Origin of the sequence: Pararhodobacter sp., from assembly GCF_034676075.1 — a bacterium.
Taxonomy (GTDB): Bacteria; Pseudomonadota; Alphaproteobacteria; order Rhodobacterales; family Rhodobacteraceae; genus Pararhodobacter.
Genome location: NZ_JAUCCQ010000077.1, coordinates 1 through 17,561, shown reverse-complemented (window position 1 = coordinate 17,561; position 17,561 = coordinate 1). Strand labels below are relative to the sequence as shown.

The following is a 17,561-nucleotide window of genomic DNA, read 5'->3' as shown; positions in this document are numbered from 1 at the left end:
GGCCCCCCGCCACCTGCGGGCTCAGCCGCCGGTGTGGCTCATGTGGCGGCTCATCTGGCCGGCCACCTTCTGGCGCGAATAGTCGAAATCGTGGCCCTTGGGCTTGCGGGCGATGGCGGCGCGGATCGCCTCGCTCACCACGGCATCGTCGGACGAGGCGCGGAGCGGCGCGCGTAGGTCGGCCATGTCCTCCTGCCCGAGGCACATGTAGAGCTCGCCCGTGCAGGTCAGCCGCACCCGGTTGCAGCTTTCGCAGAAATTATGTGTGAGGGGCGTGATGAAGCCGATCTTCTGCCCGGTCTCCTCGAGCCGGACATAGCGCGCGGGGCCGCCGGTGCGCTCGGCCAGATCGGTCAGGGTGAAGCGTTCGGCCAGCCGCGCGCGCAGATCCTTCAGCGGCCAGTATTGGTCGAGCCGGGCCTCTTCCGACATGTCGCCCATCGGCATGACCTCGATGAAGGTCAGATCGTGCCCCTCGGCCGCGCACCAGTCGACGATCGAGAAGAGCTCATCCTCGTTGAAGCCCTTCAGCGCCACGACGTTGATCTTGACCCGCAGGCCCGCGGCCCGCGCCGCCTCGATCCCGGTCAGCACCTGCGGCAGGCGGCCCCAGCGGGTGATCGTCGCGAATTTCGCGTCATCGAGCGTATCGAGCGAGACATTGATCCGCTTGACCCCCACATCGGCCAGCGGCTGCGCGAATTTCGCCAGCTGCGAGCCGTTGGTGGTCAGCGTGAGTTCCCTGAGCGCGCCGGTTTCCAGATGCCGGCTCATCGCCTCGAAGAAGGTCATGATGCCCTTGCGCACCAGCGGTTCGCCGCCGGTCACGCGCAGTTTCTCCACGCCCAGGCCGATGAAGGCCGAACAGAGCCGGTCCAGTTCCTCCAGCGTCAGAAGCTCCTTCTTCGGCAGGAAGGTCATGTGCTCGGCCATGCAATAGGTGCAGCGGAAATCGCAGCGATCCGTCACCGAGACGCGCAGATACTGGATCGGGCGCTGGAACGGGTCGATCAGCGGCGCCGTGGGACGCAGGATCGGGCTCTCGGGCAGGCTGGGGGTCATGACATCTCCTCGCGGCCTGACTTAGGTAATGCGCGTTCCGGTGAGCGGCAAGGCGCACGCCTTGCCGCGGCGGGGGGCGAGCGCTAGACTTTGGTGCATGCGCACCCTGACCCTCTGCCTCCTCCTCCTCTCCGTCGCCGCCTGTGGCCGCTTTGCGCCCGACCGCGACCGGGGCCCCGATATCGCCGTGACCGAGGGCCCGGGGGCCGAGGTCCTGCGCCCGCAGGGGCGGCCGGGCGCCGGGGCACTGCCCGCGGGCACGCCGCCCGGGGCCGGGGCCGATGGCAGCGTTCCGGCCCCGCCGCCGCCCGCCGCCGACGGGCTGCTGGGCGAGACGCTGGCCGGGCTTGGCGCGACCGGCGGGCCGGGGCTGTGGCTGATGACCGGGCTGGTGACCGAGCCGCGGCCCGGCCGGGTCGAGACCGCGGGCGGCGGGCGCCTCTCGGTCGAGCTGCGCCCCTCGGGCGCCGCCCCTTCGGCCGGAAGCACGCTGTCGGTACAGGCCATGCAGCGGCTGCAATTGCCGCTGGGGCAGTTGGCCAATCTCAGGGTCTACGCCGAGTAAGCCGCGCTCAGCGTCCCGTCGCCACCTGGAAGACCGCACCTTCCAGCGCCTCGGTCACCATGACCTGGCAGGTCAGGCGGCTCGTGGGCTGCGGCTCGTGGGCGTTGAACTCGATGGTGTCGGCCTCGTCGATCCGCGGCTCGGGCAAGGGGCCGTTCGGCGCTTCCAGCAGATAGCAATGGCAGGTCGCGCACATGGCCGATCCGCCGCATTCGGCGATGATGCCGTCGATGCCCGCGTCCTTGGCAGAATACATCAGCGGATCGCCCGGTCTGGCGTCGATCTCGCGCCGCTTGCCGCTTTCTTCGATGAAGGTGACCTTGACCATGGGATCCTCTCAGATGAATTGCTTGCCGCCGTCGATCACCAGCGTATGGCCGGTGACGAAGCCCGAGAGCGACGAGGCAAGATAGAGCGCGCCGCCGGTGATATCCTCGACCTCGGCGTTGCGTTTCAGGGCGGCGCGGTCGACGCCGTAGCTGCGCGCGTCCTCGATCAGGCCGAGGCTCGCCTCGGTCAGGGTGAAGCCCGGGGCGATGACATTGACGCGGATGCCGTCGCGGCCCAGCTCGCGCGCCATGGTGCGGGTCATGGCAATGACCGCGCCCTTTGACGCGACATAATGCATCCAGAGCGGCGAGCCCGAGAGCACCGTGGCCGAGGCGATGTTGACGATCGAGCCGCCCTTTGCCGCCCGCATCACCGGCGAGACGGCGCGGGTCATCTGCCAGACGCCCTTGATGTTGACCGCCATCACCCGGTCCCAGACCGCCTCGTCGATCTCCTCGAAGGGGGCTCGCTGGAGCCCGGCATAGAGGGCGGCGTTGTTGATCAGCACATCGACGCCGCCCATTTCCGCCTGGGCCAGCGCCACCACGGCATCGCAGGACGCCTGCCGCGTCACGTCGAGCGTGGCGGCGAGGCAGCCCTGACCGATCAAGGCTGCGGTTTCCTCGGCGCCTGCCCGGTTGATGTCGGCGGCGATCACCCGCGCGCCGACCCCGGCAAAGGCCTGGGCGAAGGCGCGGCCAAGCCCGCCCCCTGCCCCGGTGACGATCACGCGCTTTCCGGTCAACGAGATGTCGCCCATTGGCCCGCTCCTTCGGTCTGGGGGAATTGGGGGAATTCGGCGCCGCGGCCGAGATAGGTCTGGATCGCCTGTTCGGCGGCGACGGCGGCGGTATTGGCCTCGGCCAGCGCCCTGCCCTGCGGCGTCAGCATCAGCGGGTTCGAGCGTTCGCGCAGCATCATCAGCACTTCGGAGACCGGCACATTGTACCAGCCGGCGATGGTGCGCATGCCGTGCGGCGTGGTGCGCCAGCCCTTGTCGGCATCCTTCAGCACCGCGTCGTTGAGGTTCTTCGCCTCCTTCGTCGTGTCGTGGCCGTCGATGATGGCCAGCACCGCCTCGATATCCACCCCCTCGGGGCGGTGGCGTTCCAAGATCTCGCGGGCGATCTCGACCGAGTGCAGCTCGTGGTCGCGCACCAGATCCTTGCGGCTGGGGTAGCGGCCGATGGCCAGAAGCAGCAGATCCTCGGGGATGCGCTTCCAGCCGACGTCATGCAGCAGGATCGCCGGCAGGACGGTGCTTTCATCCGCCTCGGGGATCTGGGCCAGCAGGGCACGGGCCAGACCATAGGCGACGATGGTGTGCTCGTCGTTATTGCGAACGTCGAGATAGGCGCGCGCGTCCTGCCAGAGCGGCAGGTCGCGGGGCAGGAAGACATCTTCGGGGGTCACAGCGGCGGCTCCCAGCTGAGGTACATGGTCTTGTATTCCAGATAGCTTTCAACGCCGTAGCGGCCCTTTTCGCGACCCAGCCCGCTTTCCTTCATGCCGCCGAAGGGCACATGATGGCTGGCGCGCTGGATGTCGTTGAGCCAGACGGAGCCCGCCTCGAACCCCTCGCACAGCGCCATGCCGAGCGCGAGGTCGCGGGTGAAGACGAAGCCCGCCAGCCCGAACCGGCTGTCATTGGCGAGGCGCAGGGCCTCGGCCGGGCTGTCCACCGGGGCGATGCCGATCACCGGCCCGAAGGTCTCCTCGCGCATGATCAGCATCTCGGGCGTGGCGTCGGCGATCAGCGTCGGCGGCATGTAGCAGCCGCCGTCGTAGCCGGGGCCGGTCGCCCGGTCGCCCCCTGCGAGGATCCGCGCGCCCTTGGCCCGCGCATCGGCGATCTGCTGTTCCGAGGTGGCGAAGATGCGGGCGTTGACCAGCGGGCCCAGATCCCCCTCCCCGCCCGCAGGCGCCAGCGTCAGTTTCCGCGCGCGGGTGGCAAGGCGCTCCAGCAGCGCCTCATAGACCGGGCGCTCGACATAGAGGCGGTTCACCCGGTAGCAGAACTGCCCGCTGTTGGCGAAGCCGTGGCGGGTGATCGCCTCGGCTGCCTTGTCGAGATCGGCGTCGGCGCAAACGATGGCGGCGGAATGCCCGCCCAATTCCAGCGTCACCCGCTTCATGGTCCCGGCGGCGGCGGCGGCGATGGCCTTGCCCGCCGGAACCGAGCCGGTAAAGGCGATCTTGCGCGGCAAAGGATGGGCGACCAGCGCCTCGCCCAGCGCCCGGGCGCCAGTGACGACGTTGAAAAGCCCCGCCGGCAGGCCGGTCGCGTGGAACAGCTCGGCCAGCAGCAGGGTCGAGAGCGGCGTGTCCTCCGATGGCTTGGTGACCACCGGGCAACCGGCGATCAGCGCCGCGCCCAGTTTGAACATCAGCAGCGTGATCGGATAGTTGAAGGGGGTGATCGCCACCACCACGCCCACCGGATCGCGGGTCACGACGATCCGCTCCCCGGGCGCCGAGCCCAGCGCCTGCGTCGCGTAAAGCCGCAGCCCTTCCTCGGCATAGATGTCGAGGAGGTTGGCGGAGCTGGCGATCTCGGCGATGCAGCCGGGCAGCGGGCGGCCGAGTTCGCGGTTCAGCGCCGCGCCGATCCGCGGCGCCTGATCCCGCATCGCCTGCGCGCAGGCCTTGACCAGCCGCACCCGCTCGGCCATCGGCACCCGCTTCCAGCTCTCAAAAGCCCGGGCGGCCGAGGCGATGGCGCGTTCCGCATCGGCCGCCTCGCCCAGCGGCACGGTATCGATGACCGCGCCAGTGGTCGGATCCGTCACCGGCATCCCCTGCCCCGATTGCGCGGCGACCCAGCCCCCGTCTATGAACATATCCATCAGCGCGTTCCTCTAAAGCACATGCGCGAGCAGCAGGGCCCGGGTGCGGGCCAGTTCCTCGGTCGCCATGCGGCGGCCCGGCTCGGTCTCGAATTTCGGCAGGATCTTCTCGTTGCGGGCGCAATTGGCGACCGGCGTCTCGCCGAACCAGTCGCAGCCCACGGCGGTGCCCGTCACCTCGTAGCGCCAGAGCTTGTCACTGTCGCGCACGATGCGGTCGTTCAGATGGCGCGGCTCGGGCCGGGTATCATGGCCGTCTATGATCTCGCAGACCTGCGCGATGACCTCCTCGGACCAGCCGGTCGCGCGCAGCACCTCGGTCCCCAGCCGCACGCCTTCGGCCTCGTGGCGATAGCGCACATCCGATTGCAGGATGTTGTCGGACCGGAAGCCCTGTTCGATGATCTCCTCCATGTCGATGGCCCACCAGCCGATGTCATGCAGCAGGATCGCCAGCAGGCAGACATCGCGGTCCGCCTCGGGGAAATGGTCGAGCAACCGCACGCACCAGGCGAAGGACAGCGGGATATGCACGTCGTTCTTTCGGGCGCGCATGTAGGGTTCGGCGGCGCGCCAGACGGGATCGTAGCGCGACAGATCAGCAGGCATGGTCGACGTATCCACAGGAAGGAAACGGGGGGCCGCGCGGCCCCCCGGGCATCAGGTCAGTCGAGGATCGTCACCGTTCCGGCATTGCCGTCGACCCGCAGGCGCATGCCCGTCTTGATCCGCGAACTGGCATTGCCGGTGCCGGTGACGGCGGGCAGGCCGTATTCGCGGCAGACGATGGCGGCGTGGCTCATCATGCCGCCGATGTCGGTAACGGCGGCGCCGATCTTGCCGAACACCGGCGCCCAGGAGGGCGCGGTCACCGGCGTGACCAGGATCTCGCCCTTCTGCAGCTCGCTCAGCTGGTCGGGCGAGCGCAGCACGCGCGCCACCCCCTCGACGATGCCGGGCGATCCGGCCATGCCGCGCAGGGCGCCGTCATCCTCGTCCGATTTCACCCAGCGCTCCACCGCGTCCGAGGTGATGCCCCAGAGCATGATGGTGAAGGGTTCGGTGATGACCTCGGGCGGGTTGTTCAGCGCGGGCAGCGGCGATTCCGCGGCCAGCGCCTCGTAGATCTTGCGACGGCGCGCGATCTCCTCGGGCCAGACGGCGGTGCCGCGATAGGGCACGCCGATGGCCCACCCGGCCGAGTAATCCCACAGAACGTCGCGGACCTCGTTGCGGTTGAGGAAGAACATGTCGTCGTCGTTCTCCCAGAAACCCTGATCCTTCAGCAGCTTGGAGAGTTGACGCATCTTCCGCCAGAAGACACCCAGCGCCCAATGCTCGATGTAGAAGTTGTGGTCTTCCACATAGGGGAACACGGTCCGCGCCAGACCCAGCTTTCCGTCGAAGACCGCCTGTGCCTCGTCATCCATCATCTCGCGGTATTCGGCGGTGATGCGGTCGCGTTCGGCCAGCAGCTTGGCGGTCGGGCGCATGATCTCGTCGCCCTCCTGCAGCCGCTGGATATAGTCGCGCAGATAGCCCATCGGGATGTCCAGATGGTCGATCCAGTACTTGTCGGTCGAATAGAAGCCGTTGCCCGAGGTGAAGTTGAACCACGGGTCCTTCGCCGCCTCCCATTGCGCCAGCCATTCCTTGCCACCCGGCTTGGTCGCCAGATTGGCCAGGATCACCTCGGTGCTGTCGCTCTCGAACACCGGGGCGAGGCCAGAGGCCACGGCGAGCTTCGCCAGCTTCTTGATCTCGTCATCGGGGCGGAAAAGTTCCGAATCCACGCCCTGCACCATCTTGGCGATGGCCTGATCGGGGATCTGCGGGAACTGGCCCTTCATGAAGCCGAAGAAATCGAGGTAAGCGGCATAGCCGAGGTTCAGGAACTCGAAATGATGCTGCCAGATCTTATAGGCCAGCTCGATTGCCTTGTCGTATTGGTCGAACAGCTGGTTGGTGCTGTCGAGGCCCACGCCCCCCGTCACCACCTCCAGCGCCTCCACCTCCGGCAGCGCCTCGAAGTTCAGCGCCTCCAGCTGGCGGATCTTGGCCAGGACCTTGTCCTTCCAATTGGCGTAGAGATCGCCCCAGTTCATGAAGTAATGCCCGGCGCGCTCCATGAAATGCGGGACGCGCGCCTCGATCTGCTCGCCGGGCACCGCCACGGGCGAGAAATAGACATAGCCGTTCAGGATCCGGTAATCGACGCCGTTCGCCGGCGGCACCAGCAGGTGGCGGGTGTTGTATTGCCCCAGCCCCTTGATGGCGAAATCCAGCATCACCGTGTCGAAGGGACGAAACGGCGTCGGCCAGTGCTGCGAGTTGCAGAACCAGAAGGTCGCGTCGTCCTGCGCCCGGCGTTGCGGCAGGAAATGCGTGTAATAGGGATAGAGATCCTGCCAGCCCTCGGCGCCCTTCGGGGTCGGAACCTCGAAGGCCGAGGGGAACATGCTCTTCATGGCGTCCATTCTGAATCCTCCCAGAGAATGGCCATAGTCTCGTATCGTCAGGTCTTCTTTCTGGCGGCCAGCGGGTTGGTGAGGGTGTTGACGATCCCCATCATCCCGACGGCATAGGCGCTGGCCGACGCCGCCTTCTTTTTCTGCGACCAGATCGTTTCGGGGCGCGATTGCAGCGCCAGCAGGTTCTCGCCCTCGGGCAGATCGGCATCGATGGCCCATTCCACGTCCTGCGGGCAGCCGTTCTGCCGTTCCAGCCGCTTGGCGAGCTGCGCCACGGCGATCACCTGCGCGTCGGTCAGGCTGGGGTGCTTGCGGCGGGTCTCGTCGACCTCCCGTTCGACGGTCTCGCCCCGCTCGGCATCGCCCACCAACTCGACATGCTTGTCGCTGATCTTGCGGTCGATGATCTCCATCAGCACCTTCTCGACGCTGAAATTGTCGGGCGTCACCACGCCCGAGACGACCATCTCGCCCAGGCCCCAGCTGGCGTCGATGACGATCCGCGTGCGGTCGCCGGTGCCGGGGTCGAGCGTCATCGCCACCCCGGCGGCGCGCGCATTGACCATCTTCTGCACGCCGACGCTCATGTTCACATCGACATGCGGGATCTTGTTCTTCTCACGGTAGGCGACGGCGCGGGTGGCAAAGAGCGAGGCCCAGCAATCGCGGACCTTCTCGACCACGGCATCGGCGCCCTTCACCCAGAGATACGTGTCCTGCTGCCCGGCGAAGGAGGCATCGGGCAGATCCTCGGCCGTGGCCGAGGAACGCACCGCCACCGGCGTATCCGCGCCCATGCTGGCATAGGCCGCGCGGATCGCCGCCTCGACCGCCTCGGGCATGCGGTGGCCGCGGATGCGGATGCGGATCGCCTGGGCAGCCCGGTCGATGCTGTCGATGTCGTCGGGATCGACGCGGGCCAGATGGCGCTCGATCTCGGCCCTGAGACCGGATTCCTCCAGCATCGCCAGATAGCCGTCCGTGGTCACCGCAAAGCCCGGCGGCACCGCGACACCGGCCTGCGTCATCTCGCCCAGGGACGAGCATTTGCCGCCCACCCGCGCCAGATCGTGCTTGCCGATCTGGGCGAAGGCCAGCGTATAGGTTCCGTCGGTGGCGATCATGCGGGGGCACCCAGTTCAACCATGACCGAGGTCGGAACCCGGAAGGTGATGTTGCGGTGGTATTCGGGCCGGAAGCCCGGGGCGAGCGTCATGTTCGGGAACCGCTCGGCCAGCTGACGCAGCAGGATCGCCGCCTCCATCTTGGCCAGCTGGAAGCCCAGGCAATAATGGATGCCGTAGCCGAAGCTCAGATGCGTCCGGGCATTGTCGCGCATGATGTTGAGCGTCTCGCCCTGCGGGAAACGCGCCTCGTCACGGTTGGCGGACCCGGTGATCATCAGCACCTCGGCCCCGGCGGGCAGCGTCACGCCCCCCACCACCGCCTCGGTCCGCGCCTTGCGCCGCCAGCCCACGACCGAGGGCATGTAGCGCAGCATCTCTTCCACCGCATTGGGGATCTTGCCGGGATCGGCCTTGATCGCCTCCCAGGCGTCGGGATTGTCCATCATGGCCATCAGGTAATTGCCCATGAAGGTCGAGGTCGTCTCATGCCCGGCAAAGAGCGTCGAATAGAGGACGCCGGCGATCTCCTCGTTGCTGATGTCAGCCCCTTCGGCCTGAAGCCGCAGCAGGTCCGAGGGGAAATCATCGCCCGGATCGGCGCGGCGCAGATCCAGCAGGTCGTGGATGTATTTCCAATAGGCCACCATGTCATGCGCGACGGGGATCTGTTCCTCGTCCGACAGGTCCGACCAGGTCATCTTGCCCCGGCTCATGCCGTATTGCTTGATCTTCGGCACATCGGTGTCGGGGATGCCCATCAGCGTGAAGAGCACATGCGCCGGGACCGGGAAGGCGACGATTTCCCAGAAATTCACCGGCCCGCCGTCGCGCCCGGCCTCTTCCAGCCGGTCGAGATGGGTCTTCACGATGCTCTCGATCTGCGGCTCGATCGACTTGAAGCGGCGCGGGCCGAAGCAGGATTGCGCGACCTTGCGGATGCGGGTGTGATCGGGCGGCACGCGGGCGGTGAGGCCGGAATAGGCGGTGAAACCGCCGTCCTTCAGGATCTTGCGCCCTTCTTCGCACATCGGCCGCATCGGCTTTTGCGCATTCTCCGAGCTGAAGGTTTTCCAGTCGTCGAAGATCGCCTTGATGTCGTCATAGCGCGACACGACCCAGTAGCCGGTGGGCTCGTGGAAGAAGATGGGCTCTTCCTTGCGGAATTGCTCCCAGCGGGCGTGGGGCGTATTCAGATCGAACGGGTCATACCCGTTCGACGGCTTGACGCCGTCAATCGTTTGCATGTCGATATCCTCCCATCTCGGGGACCCGGGTGCCCTCAGGGCTGGGTCTCGAGCTTGCGACTCACCGTAGGACCAGTTCTTTGGTTTTTCTTTGGCTCAACGAAAGCCGGTCGAGAGAGCGGCAGAGCTCGTCATAAACTGCCCTGATTTCAACGCCTTCCTTGGCCTCTCCCAGAGTCGTCAGCGCCGTCCGGTACTGGCGGAACTGGCGGTGCATGGCGTCGGGGCGGCCCATGGCATGGAAGACGCGCATCGCCTCGGCATTGGCGGCTTCGCTGGTCGGGTCGATGGCGACGGCCTTCTGCGCCCAGGCCAGAGCCTCGCCATAGCGGCGGTATTTGCGCAGCAGTTTCGACAGGTCAAAATGCAGCCGCATCGCCATCTCGCGCAGCCAGGTGCGGCGCGGCATGATCCAGTCCTCGGTCTCGGTCGCGAGGTATTCGAGCGGCAGATCCTCGAACAGATCGCCCGCATAGAGCCGCTCGGCCTCGAAATAGATCGGCAGCGCCAGATCCTCCTGCCCGTGCCGGGCAAGCGACAGCCCCCGGCGGCACAGCTGCTCGAAAGCGGTGATGTCGATCAGGCTGCCGTCCGGCACGTTCAGCCGGTAATAATCGCCGTTGCGGGTGATGGATTGCTGCGAGCCCAATACCTTGCGGACCATGGCGACGGTATGGTGCAGCCGGGCGCGCTTGGTCTGTTCGGCCTCCAGATCCGGCCAGAGCAGCTCGCTGATCTGGTCGGCATGCGCCCCCTTCTCGCCCGCGTTGAGCAGATAGGCGAACAGCGTCTTGCTCTTCTTTGGCGCGCCGCCCTTGGTGCGCCAATCGACCTCGCGATGGCCATCGACGAAGACGCGCAGCTGCCCCAGGCAATGGATGTGCCAGCGCGCCCGGGCCGAGGGGGCGCCCAGCGTCGCCCGGTCCTCGTCCAGCCAATGCGGCGAGGCACCGCGTGCGGCGGCCTTGTCGAAGGTGCGGAAAAACGTCTGCCCGGCAAAATCGGGCACCACACGGCCCAGCATGAAGCCCAGCTGTTCGTCCAGCGTCGAGGCGGTCAGCAATTCGCGCGGCAGCCAATAGGGGTTCTCGTAAAGCCCCGAGGGCGCGAGGAATTGCTGATGCGCCCTGAGCGCGGCCTGCAACTGCTCCTCGATCATCCGGTCCTGATTGTAGATCGACACCACGGTAACACCCAGGTCCGAGGCTGCCTGTTCCGCCACCGTGCCCCAGGCCTCGATGGCGTTGACGCCCAGCATGGCCGCCAGGCTCCAGGTCATGTCGATGAGGATCGTCTCCATCGCATCCAGCGCCGCCACCCGTTCGCGCAGCTTGGCGTAGACATCCTCGGGCTCGATGGGCAGGCGGTCGAAGCCCAGCGCCGAGAGCGGGCAGCGTCGCTCCTCCGGCACCTGCACCAGCAGCTCCGCGTCGTCGCTGACCAGCAGCGCCGCGCGATCCCGGTCCTGCAAAGCGGCGCTCAGGAAGGCGCCTTCGGTGAAATGGCAAAACAGCGCCGCGTTGATTTCGGCGCCCTGTGGCGAATCATCCAGCTCGGCCATTGTCCCCTCCGAAATCCGTGGATTTCCCTGCCATTGGTTCATAGGGCAATCATCGCCAAAGAGAAACCAAAGTTTCGCGCCTAGCGTCGGCACAGCGTCTGGGGAGGCGCGGGGAGGATTCGTCGGCATCGCACCTGTCGCGCCCGGTCTTGGGCGTGGTCGGAAAAGCCATGCCTGCGAAGGGGTTGCGCCAGACGATGGCGCCGATCTGGGGGCAGACCACGCCGATGAACGCGACGATGAGCTTCGATTACGTGATCGTCGGCGCGGGCTCGGCCGGGGCGGTGCTGGCGCATCGCCTGTCCGAAGACCCCGCCGTCCGCGTCTGCCTGATCGAGGCAGGACCACGCGACCGCTCGCCGCTGATCCGGGTGCCGCTGGGGGTGATGCTGCTGGCCAAGGACCGGCGGCACAACTGGCTCTATACCTCGGCCCCGCAGGAGGGGCTGAACGGGCGGCAGGTGTCGATCCCGCGCGGCAAGGTGCTGGGCGGATCCTCGGCGATCAACGGCATGATCTACATCCGCGGCCACCGGGCGGATTACGACCATTGGGCGGCGCTCGGCTGCACGGGCTGGGATTACGACGCGCTCCTGCCCTATTTCCGGCGTTCCGAGGCCAATGCCGATCCGGCGATGGATGAGCGCTTCCATGGCCGCACCGGGCCACTGTCGGTCACCTCGCTGCGCGACGCCTCGCCCATCGACCGCGACTTCATCGAGGCCGCGGGCCAGATGCAGATCCGCGCCTGCGCCGATTTCAACGCGCCCGAGCCCGAGGGTGTCGGCCTCTATCAGGTGACGCAGAAGGACGGCAAACGCCATTCCACGGCCGAGGCCTTCCTCAAGCCGATCCGCGCGCGCCAGAACCTGCATATCGAGACGGGGCTGGAGGTCACCCGCGTCCTGGTGGACGAGGGGCGCGCCACCGGCATCCTCGGGCGCCGACCGGATGGCACCGGGGTAACTATCCAGGCCGCGGGCGAGGTGATCCTCAGCGCCGGGGCCATCGGCTCGCCTGATATCCTGCTGCGCTCGGGCATCGGGCCGGGGGCCGAGATCGCCGGCTGGGGCGGTGCGCCGTTGCTGGACCTGCCGGGCGTCGGGCGCAACCTGCAGGACCATGTCGATTGTCTGGTGATCTGCCGCTCGCGCTCGCGCCAGCCCTATGGCCTGTCGCTGGCCGCCCTGCCCCGCCGCGCGCTCGATGTGGCGAACTGGCTGACCCGGCGGCGCGGCATGTTTTCCTCGAACATGGTCGAGGCCGGGGGCTTCGTGCGCACCTCCCCGGCCGAGGAGCGCCCGGATATCCAGTTCCACATCATCCCCGGGCTGAAAAGCCACCGCGGGCGGATCGTCGAATGGGGCCATGGCGTGACGCTGCATACCTGTGTCCTCAGACCCGACAGCCGCGGCTCGGTGACCCGCACGGGGCCCCAGGGCGCGCCCGTGGTGGATTTGGGCCTCCTGCGCGAGGAAAGCGACGTGGTGCGGCTGGCCCGGGGCGTCGCCATGGCGCGGCAGATCCTGCGGCAGACGCCCCTCGCCCGCCACGGCCTGACCGAGGTGATCCCGGGCGAGACGGTCACCGACGACCGCGCGCTGCAAGCCTTCGTGCGCGATCAGGCGCGGACCGTCTATCACCCGGTGGGCACCTGCGCGATGGGCACCGGCGCCGAGGCGGTGGTCGATCCCGACCTGAGGGTCCGCGGCATCGCCGGGCTCCGGGTGGTCGATGCCTCGATCATGCCGCGCATCGTCTCGGGCAATACCAACGCCCCCACCATCATGATCGCCGAGAAAGCCGCCGACCTGATCCGCGCGGCCCGGCGCGCCGCCCCCTCGGCCCGGGCGGCAGAGTGAGCCGATGACACCGATCTTCACCCCCCGCGACCACAGCAAGCCCGGGGATTGGAGCTGCAGCGACGGGATCGGGAGGGTCCCGCCGCTGCCAAGACCGAAAACGGCACCACAAAGCACGTCCAACGGAGGAGACAAGACATGCGTTTCGCAAAACGGATCGGGGTGGCCAGCGCCATCCTGACGCTGTCGCTGGGCACCCAGGCCATGGCCGAGGTCAGCTGCGGCATGAACACCGGCGGGGCCGCCACCGGCGCGCCGATCCTGGTCGGCGGCATCTATGGCAATGCGGCGCCGGGCGATTGGTCGTCCTCGACCGATTCCGCCGCCGCCTATTTCGCCTGCGTCAACGCCAATGGCGGGATCAACGGTCGCCCGGTCGATTACCGGGTCGAGAATGACCAATGGAACCCCGAAGCCGCCGCCCAGGCCGCCGCGCGTCTGGTCAATGACACGCCGACCGTGGCCATGGTCGGCAACGGATCCTTCATCGAGATGGCGGTGAACGCCAATACCTACGAGGCGGCCGGGATCATGGTCATGGCCTCGGCCTGCGCCATCTCGGAATGTTTCGAGACGCCGAACATCGTCTCCACCAATCAGGGGCCGCTGTCCTCGAATCTCGGCGCAGCGCAATACGCGGTCGAGGAGCTGGGCACCCAGCATGTCGCCTGCATCGGGTTGAACATCCCGAACAACGGCATCTGGTCCTGCCAGGCGGTGCAGGATTTCATGCGCGCGCGGGGGGGCGAGGCCACGGCGGTTCTGATCAACCCGGGCGCGCCGGATGTGAACTCGGCGCTCCTGGAGGCGATGGCCTCGGGCGCGGACACGATCCTGATCAACCAGCCCGCGGGCATCGCCCTGGCGATCCTGTCGGCGGCGGAGGAGCAGGACCTGCGCGACCAGTTCAACTGGATCGCGCCCACGCCGCTCTATGACCAATCGGTCCCGGCCGCGGTCGGCGCCTATTGGTGGGGCCATATCTACGTCAACGCCGAACTCGCGCCTCTGGAGGTGAACGGGCCCGACGCGCAGAACTGGATCGCCGTCCTCGATCAATACGGCCGGGCCGACGACCCGCGCGACAGCTTCGGTCAGGCGGGCTATCTGTCGGCGCGCTTCTTCACCGAGGCGATGCTGGCCATGGACCCCGCGCAGCTTGACGACCGGGCAGCGGTCGGCGCAGCGATCCGCGGCATCACCGGCTATACTTCGGACATGATGTGCGGTCCCTATTACGTGGGCGACGCCGATTTCCACATGCCCAACCACGCGGGCTACATGGTCAAGGTGGTCGACGGCGGCTTCGAGATCGTCCGCGACTGCTACGAATACGACAGCCCCTATTTCGAGCCGCATATCGCCCTCGAAACCCAGCTCGGCCTGCGCTGAGACCTGCCCCGCCGCAGGTCCCTGCGGCGGGGTTCCACTGAACGGGCGGGGGGTCGATGAGACTGGCACGATACGGAAACTGGCTGCTCTGGGCGCTGCTGATGGCGGCGGTGATCGGCGTCCTCGGCTGGGGCGGGCGACCGCAGATGGTGGGGCTGTTCATCGCCTCGGGCCTGGCGGTCGGATCGCTTTATGCGCTGGCGGGGATCGGCATCGTCGTCCTCTACCGCGCCACCGGCGTCCTCAACTTCGCGGGCGGCGCGGCGGGCGCTGCGGGGGCGATGACCGCCTGGCAACTGACCGCCTGGGGGTTCTGGGAACCCCTGGGCTGGCTCGCCTGCCTTCTGGTCGCCACCGCCATCACGCTCTTCTACGGCCGCCTGATCGCCCCGCGCCTCGCCTGGCGGGAAACCGTGGTCAAGGCGGTGGCGACGCTGGGCTTTGCGCTCATCATCCTCGGCGCCATCAGTTTCCTCTGGGCCGATGACCCGCGCTCGATCTCGCTGCCGACCGACGCCATCGGCGTGCGGCTTCTGGGCATGCGGATCACCGCCACGCGGCTTCTGCTCTTCGCCGCCTCCATCGGCATCGTCATCGGCATCTGGCTGTTCCTCGCCCGGACCACCATCGGCCTGCAGATGCGGGCGCTGGCCAGCGACCGGGATCTCGCGGCGCTGATGGGCATCCCGATCCTCAGGGTCGAGACCATCGCCTGGGGCATCGCCGGGCTGCTGGCGGGCTTCACCGGGCTGATGTTCGCCGACCTGATCCGGCTGGAGCCCAGCGTCATCACCTTCATGGTCATCCCCGGCATCGCCGCCGCCATCTGCGGGCGGCTGGAAAACCTGGTCGTGGTGCTGATCGGCGGGCTGTCGATGGGCGTGATCGAGAACATGCTCACCATGTCCACCACCCTGCGCGGGGTGCGTCCCATCGCCCCCTTCGTCATCGCGGCACTGGTGCTGCTTTACTATCAACGCGGCCAGCGGCTGACCTTCGGCGGGCGGGATTGAGATGAGACAGCTCTTCCACGTCACCCCCTCGGGCTGGGCGGGCCTCGCCACCGCCGCTTTCGGCATCCTCGTGCTGCCCTCCCTTGCCAACAGCTACTGGCTCTCGGTCTTCACCTCGATGGGCTGCTTCCTGCTGGCCATCGCCGGGGTCGCCTTCATGTACGCGCGCCTCGGCATGGTGTCGCTCACGCAGGTGGGCCTCATGGGCGTCGGCGGCTGGATCGCGCTGCGGCTCAACTACGCCTTCGACTTCCCCTTCGAGGTCAATCTGGCGCTGGCCGCCACCGCCACCATGATCTTCGGCTGGATCCTCGCCCTGCCCGCCCTCAGGATGCGGGGCCTCTATCTGGCGCTGGTCACGCTGATGGCGGCGGGCGGGTTGGAGATCCTCTTCGCCACCTTCCAGTTCCCGAACGGCGGTGCCGGGTTCTGGGGCGTGCAGACCGGATCGGGCGCGGCCTTCCGCAGGCCCTGGATCGCGCAATCGGCGCAGGCCTATCTGCGCTACGTCATCGCCTGCGCACTCCTCGGTTTCCTCTGCATCGAGCTGCACCGCCGCCTGCAACCGGGCCGCGCCTGGGCGCTCATTCGCCGGTCCGAGGCGGCCGCGATGGCGGCGGGCGTCAATGTCACGCTCTACAAGACCTGGGCCTTCGGCATCGCCGGGCTTCTGGGAGGGGCCGCGGGCGCGTTGCTGGCAGGCTCGCTGGGCCTGCTGGATGACGGCACCTTCCGTGCCTCGGAAAGCGTGATGATCTTCGCGCTGGCGGTGGTCGGCGGGGCGCATTCCTGGCAGGGCGCGCTGGTCGCGGCGCTGCTCTACAAGGTGCTGCCCGCGCTGTTGAACATCTGGGGCGTGGACGCGAACCTTTCGTTCGTCATCTTCGGCGCGGGGCTGCTGCATGCCGTGATCACCGCACCACAGGGGATCGCCGGGCAACTGCTGGACGGGCTCCGGCGCCTGTCGCCAAAACGCGAGGCCAAGGATGCTTGAGATCGAAGATGTGACCGTCCGCTTCGGCGGTGTCGTCGCCCTGAGCGCGGTCTCGGTGCGCTTCGACAAGCCGGTCAACGGAATCATCGGGCCGAATGGCGCGGGCAAGACCACGCTGATGAACGTGCTGTCGGGCTTCGTGCGCCCGGCCTCGGGGCGGGTCAGCGGCGATGGCGAGGCGCTCTTGCCGCTCGCCCCGCACCGGCGCGCGCATTGGGGCCTGCGCCGCAGCTTCCAGAAGGAAGAGATCGCCGACGACCTGACCGTCTTCGAGAATGTACTGGTGCAGATCGACCATTCCCGCAGCCCCGCCCGCACCAAGACGGCCGAGGTCGAGGCGATGCTGACGCTGGTCGGCATGGCCGAGCGCGCGGGCAAGATCGGCGCCGCGCTCTCGGGGTTCGAGCGGCGGCTGACCGATGTGGCGAAATGCCTGGTCGGACAGCCGCGGCTGGTGATGTTCGACGAGCCCGCGGGCGGCATGTCGGTGGACGAATCCCGCCAGTTGGGCGCGCTGATCCGGCAGATCCATGGCGCGACCGGCGCGCAGGTGCTGGTCATCGACCACGATGTCGAACTGATCCGCACCATCTGCGAGGACACGCTGGTCCTCGATTTCGGCCGCCGCATCGCCTTTGGCCCGACGGCCGAGGTGCTGGACGACCCCAGGGTCAAGGCCGCCTATCTGGGCACCGAGGAGGTTTGACCATGGCTTTCGTCGTCACCGATCTTGCCGTCACGAAAGGCGGGCGCGCTGCGGTCAGCGGCGTCTCGCTGCAGATCGAGCCCGGGCAGGTGGTTGCGGTGCTGGGCGCCAATGGCGCGGGCAAGTCCGAGCTGGTGCTGGGCCTCGCCGGCATGCTGCCGGTCACGGCGGGCAGCGTCGCGGTGGATGGCCAGCCCCTCGCCGGGCGCGGCCCCGACGCGATCCGCCGTGCTGGCATCGCCGCCGTGCCCGAGGGGCACCGGGTCCTCGCCCGGCTCAGCGTCGACGACAACCTGCGCGCCGCGGGGGCCATCCTGCCCCGGGGGCTGGACGAGACGCTGGCCGATACCTACGCGCTTTTCCCCGAACTGGCCGAGCGCAAGAAGCA

Annotated in this window: 17 protein-coding genes; 7 read left to right on the top strand and 10 right to left on the bottom strand. The window is 67.8% G+C overall.

Going from position 1 to position 17,561, the window contains the following annotated elements; translation table 11 throughout:
• Nucleotides 1-21: 21 nt before the first annotated feature.
• Complete coding sequence (gene moaA, locus VDQ18_RS16645) at nucleotides 22-1,062, bottom strand: GTP 3',8-cyclase MoaA (RefSeq protein ID WP_323022041.1); 1,041 nt, start codon at nucleotides 1,060-1,062, stop codon at nucleotides 22-24.
• A gap of 97 nt (nucleotides 1,063-1,159) precedes the next feature.
• Here moaA and VDQ18_RS16640 point away from each other — a divergent pair, with 97 nt between their 5' ends.
• Nucleotides 1,160-1,627, top strand: coding sequence for a D-galactarate dehydratase (locus VDQ18_RS16640; protein ID WP_323022040.1), 468 nt, complete (start codon nucleotides 1,160-1,162; stop codon nucleotides 1,625-1,627).
• A 7-nt stretch (nucleotides 1,628-1,634) separates the two neighbouring features.
• On the opposite strand, the gene VDQ18_RS16635 is transcribed toward VDQ18_RS16640, so the two are convergent.
• The 9 genes from VDQ18_RS16635 to VDQ18_RS16595 form a co-directional block, all read right to left on the bottom strand.
• The gene (locus VDQ18_RS16635; protein WP_323022039.1) at nucleotides 1,635-1,955 is read right to left on the bottom strand and encodes a 2Fe-2S iron-sulfur cluster-binding protein; all 321 of its coding nucleotides are present in this window, start codon (nucleotides 1,953-1,955) and stop codon (nucleotides 1,635-1,637) included.
• Between the two features lie 9 nt (nucleotides 1,956-1,964).
• Nucleotides 1,965-2,717 (bottom strand): glucose 1-dehydrogenase, encoded by a 753-nt coding sequence (locus VDQ18_RS16630; protein WP_323022038.1) that lies wholly within the window; start codon nucleotides 2,715-2,717, stop codon nucleotides 1,965-1,967.
• Nucleotides 2,699-3,370 (bottom strand): HD domain-containing protein, encoded by a 672-nt coding sequence (locus tag VDQ18_RS16625; RefSeq protein WP_323022037.1) that lies wholly within the window; start codon nucleotides 3,368-3,370, stop codon nucleotides 2,699-2,701. Before VDQ18_RS16625 ends, VDQ18_RS16630 begins: the two co-directional genes overlap by 19 nt.
• Nucleotides 3,367-4,803, bottom strand: a complete 1,437-nt coding sequence (locus VDQ18_RS16620; RefSeq protein WP_323022036.1) for an aldehyde dehydrogenase family protein — start codon at nucleotides 4,801-4,803, stop codon at nucleotides 3,367-3,369. The genes VDQ18_RS16625 and VDQ18_RS16620 overlap by 4 nt, the downstream gene beginning before the upstream one ends.
• Before the next feature lie 12 nt (nucleotides 4,804-4,815).
• A complete protein-coding gene (locus VDQ18_RS16615) occupies nucleotides 4,816-5,412 on the bottom strand; it encodes an HD domain-containing protein (RefSeq protein ID WP_323022035.1) in 597 nt (198 codons plus the stop codon).
• 56 nt (nucleotides 5,413-5,468) lie between these two features.
• Nucleotides 5,469-7,280, bottom strand: coding sequence for a PEP-utilizing enzyme (locus tag VDQ18_RS16610; RefSeq protein ID WP_323022034.1), 1,812 nt, complete (start codon nucleotides 7,278-7,280; stop codon nucleotides 5,469-5,471).
• Nucleotides 7,281-7,318: 38 nt separating this feature from the next.
• Nucleotides 7,319-8,398, bottom strand: coding sequence for a PEP/pyruvate-binding domain-containing protein (locus tag VDQ18_RS16605; RefSeq protein ID WP_323022033.1), 1,080 nt, complete (start codon nucleotides 8,396-8,398; stop codon nucleotides 7,319-7,321).
• Nucleotides 8,395-9,645, bottom strand: a complete 1,251-nt coding sequence (locus VDQ18_RS16600; protein WP_323022032.1) for a cytochrome P450 — start codon at nucleotides 9,643-9,645, stop codon at nucleotides 8,395-8,397. The genes VDQ18_RS16605 and VDQ18_RS16600 overlap by 4 nt, the downstream gene beginning before the upstream one ends.
• Before the next feature lie 61 nt (nucleotides 9,646-9,706).
• Nucleotides 9,707-11,206, bottom strand: a complete 1,500-nt coding sequence (locus VDQ18_RS16595; RefSeq protein ID WP_323022031.1) for a bacterial transcriptional activator domain-containing protein — start codon at nucleotides 11,204-11,206, stop codon at nucleotides 9,707-9,709.
• Nucleotides 11,207-11,376: 170 nt separating this feature from the next.
• On the opposite strand from VDQ18_RS16595, the gene VDQ18_RS16590 reads away from it, so the two are divergent.
• The 6 genes from VDQ18_RS16590 to VDQ18_RS16565 all read left to right on the top strand — a co-directional run.
• Nucleotides 11,377-13,068, top strand: a complete 1,692-nt coding sequence (locus VDQ18_RS16590; protein ID WP_323022030.1) for a GMC family oxidoreductase — start codon at nucleotides 11,377-11,379, stop codon at nucleotides 13,066-13,068.
• A gap of 138 nt (nucleotides 13,069-13,206) precedes the next feature.
• Nucleotides 13,207-14,460: an ABC transporter substrate-binding protein gene (locus VDQ18_RS16585; protein WP_323022029.1), complete on the top strand. Its 1,254-nt coding sequence runs from the start codon at nucleotides 13,207-13,209 to the stop codon at nucleotides 14,458-14,460.
• Between the two features lie 56 nt (nucleotides 14,461-14,516).
• Nucleotides 14,517-15,473 (top strand): branched-chain amino acid ABC transporter permease, encoded by a 957-nt coding sequence (locus tag VDQ18_RS16580; protein ID WP_323022028.1) that lies wholly within the window; start codon nucleotides 14,517-14,519, stop codon nucleotides 15,471-15,473.
• Nucleotide 15,474: 1 nt separating this feature from the next.
• The gene (locus VDQ18_RS16575) at nucleotides 15,475-16,467 is read left to right on the top strand and encodes a branched-chain amino acid ABC transporter permease (RefSeq protein WP_323022027.1); all 993 of its coding nucleotides are present in this window, start codon (nucleotides 15,475-15,477) and stop codon (nucleotides 16,465-16,467) included.
• Nucleotides 16,460-17,173 carry an ABC transporter ATP-binding protein gene (locus tag VDQ18_RS16570; protein ID WP_323022026.1) on the top strand — a complete coding sequence of 238 codons (714 nt, stop codon included), beginning with the start codon at nucleotides 16,460-16,462 and terminating at the stop codon, nucleotides 17,171-17,173. Before VDQ18_RS16575 ends, VDQ18_RS16570 begins: the two co-directional genes overlap by 8 nt.
• Nucleotides 17,174-17,175: 2 nt before the next feature.
• Nucleotides 17,176-17,561 (top strand): ATP-binding cassette domain-containing protein (locus tag VDQ18_RS16565; RefSeq protein WP_323022025.1); only part of this gene is annotated, 386 nt, incomplete at its 3' end.

What these genes read in the sequence shown, in the direction of transcription:
- moaA (WP_323022041.1), bottom strand. Translation starts at nt 1,062, where the DNA reads ATGACCCCCAGCCTGCCCGAGAGCCCGATCCTGCGTCCCACGGCGCCG.
- VDQ18_RS16640 (WP_323022040.1), top strand. Translation starts at nt 1,160, where the DNA reads ATGCGCACCCTGACCCTCTGCCTCCTCCTCCTCTCCGTCGCCGCCTGT.
- VDQ18_RS16635 (WP_323022039.1), bottom strand. Translation starts at nt 1,955, where the DNA reads ATGGTCAAGGTCACCTTCATCGAAGAAAGCGGCAAGCGGCGCGAGATC.
- VDQ18_RS16630 (WP_323022038.1), bottom strand. Translation starts at nt 2,717, where the DNA reads ATGGGCGACATCTCGTTGACCGGAAAGCGCGTGATCGTCACCGGGGCA.
- VDQ18_RS16620 (WP_323022036.1), bottom strand. Translation starts at nt 4,803, where the DNA reads ATGGATATGTTCATAGACGGGGGCTGGGTCGCCGCGCAATCGGGGCAG.
- VDQ18_RS16615 (WP_323022035.1), bottom strand. Translation starts at nt 5,412, where the DNA reads ATGCCTGCTGATCTGTCGCGCTACGATCCCGTCTGGCGCGCCGCCGAA.
- VDQ18_RS16610 (WP_323022034.1), bottom strand. Translation starts at nt 7,280, where the DNA reads ATGGACGCCATGAAGAGCATGTTCCCCTCGGCCTTCGAGGTTCCGACC.
- VDQ18_RS16605 (WP_323022033.1), bottom strand. Translation starts at nt 8,398, where the DNA reads ATGATCGCCACCGACGGAACCTATACGCTGGCCTTCGCCCAGATCGGC.
- VDQ18_RS16600 (WP_323022032.1), bottom strand. Translation starts at nt 9,645, where the DNA reads ATGCAAACGATTGACGGCGTCAAGCCGTCGAACGGGTATGACCCGTTC.
- VDQ18_RS16595 (WP_323022031.1), bottom strand. Translation starts at nt 11,206, where the DNA reads ATGGCCGAGCTGGATGATTCGCCACAGGGCGCCGAAATCAACGCGGCG.
- VDQ18_RS16590 (WP_323022030.1), top strand. Translation starts at nt 11,377, where the DNA reads ATGCCTGCGAAGGGGTTGCGCCAGACGATGGCGCCGATCTGGGGGCAG.
- VDQ18_RS16585 (WP_323022029.1), top strand. Translation starts at nt 13,207, where the DNA reads ATGCGTTTCGCAAAACGGATCGGGGTGGCCAGCGCCATCCTGACGCTG.
- VDQ18_RS16580 (WP_323022028.1), top strand. Translation starts at nt 14,517, where the DNA reads ATGAGACTGGCACGATACGGAAACTGGCTGCTCTGGGCGCTGCTGATG.
- VDQ18_RS16575 (WP_323022027.1), top strand. Translation starts at nt 15,475, where the DNA reads ATGAGACAGCTCTTCCACGTCACCCCCTCGGGCTGGGCGGGCCTCGCC.
- VDQ18_RS16570 (WP_323022026.1), top strand. Translation starts at nt 16,460, where the DNA reads ATGCTTGAGATCGAAGATGTGACCGTCCGCTTCGGCGGTGTCGTCGCC.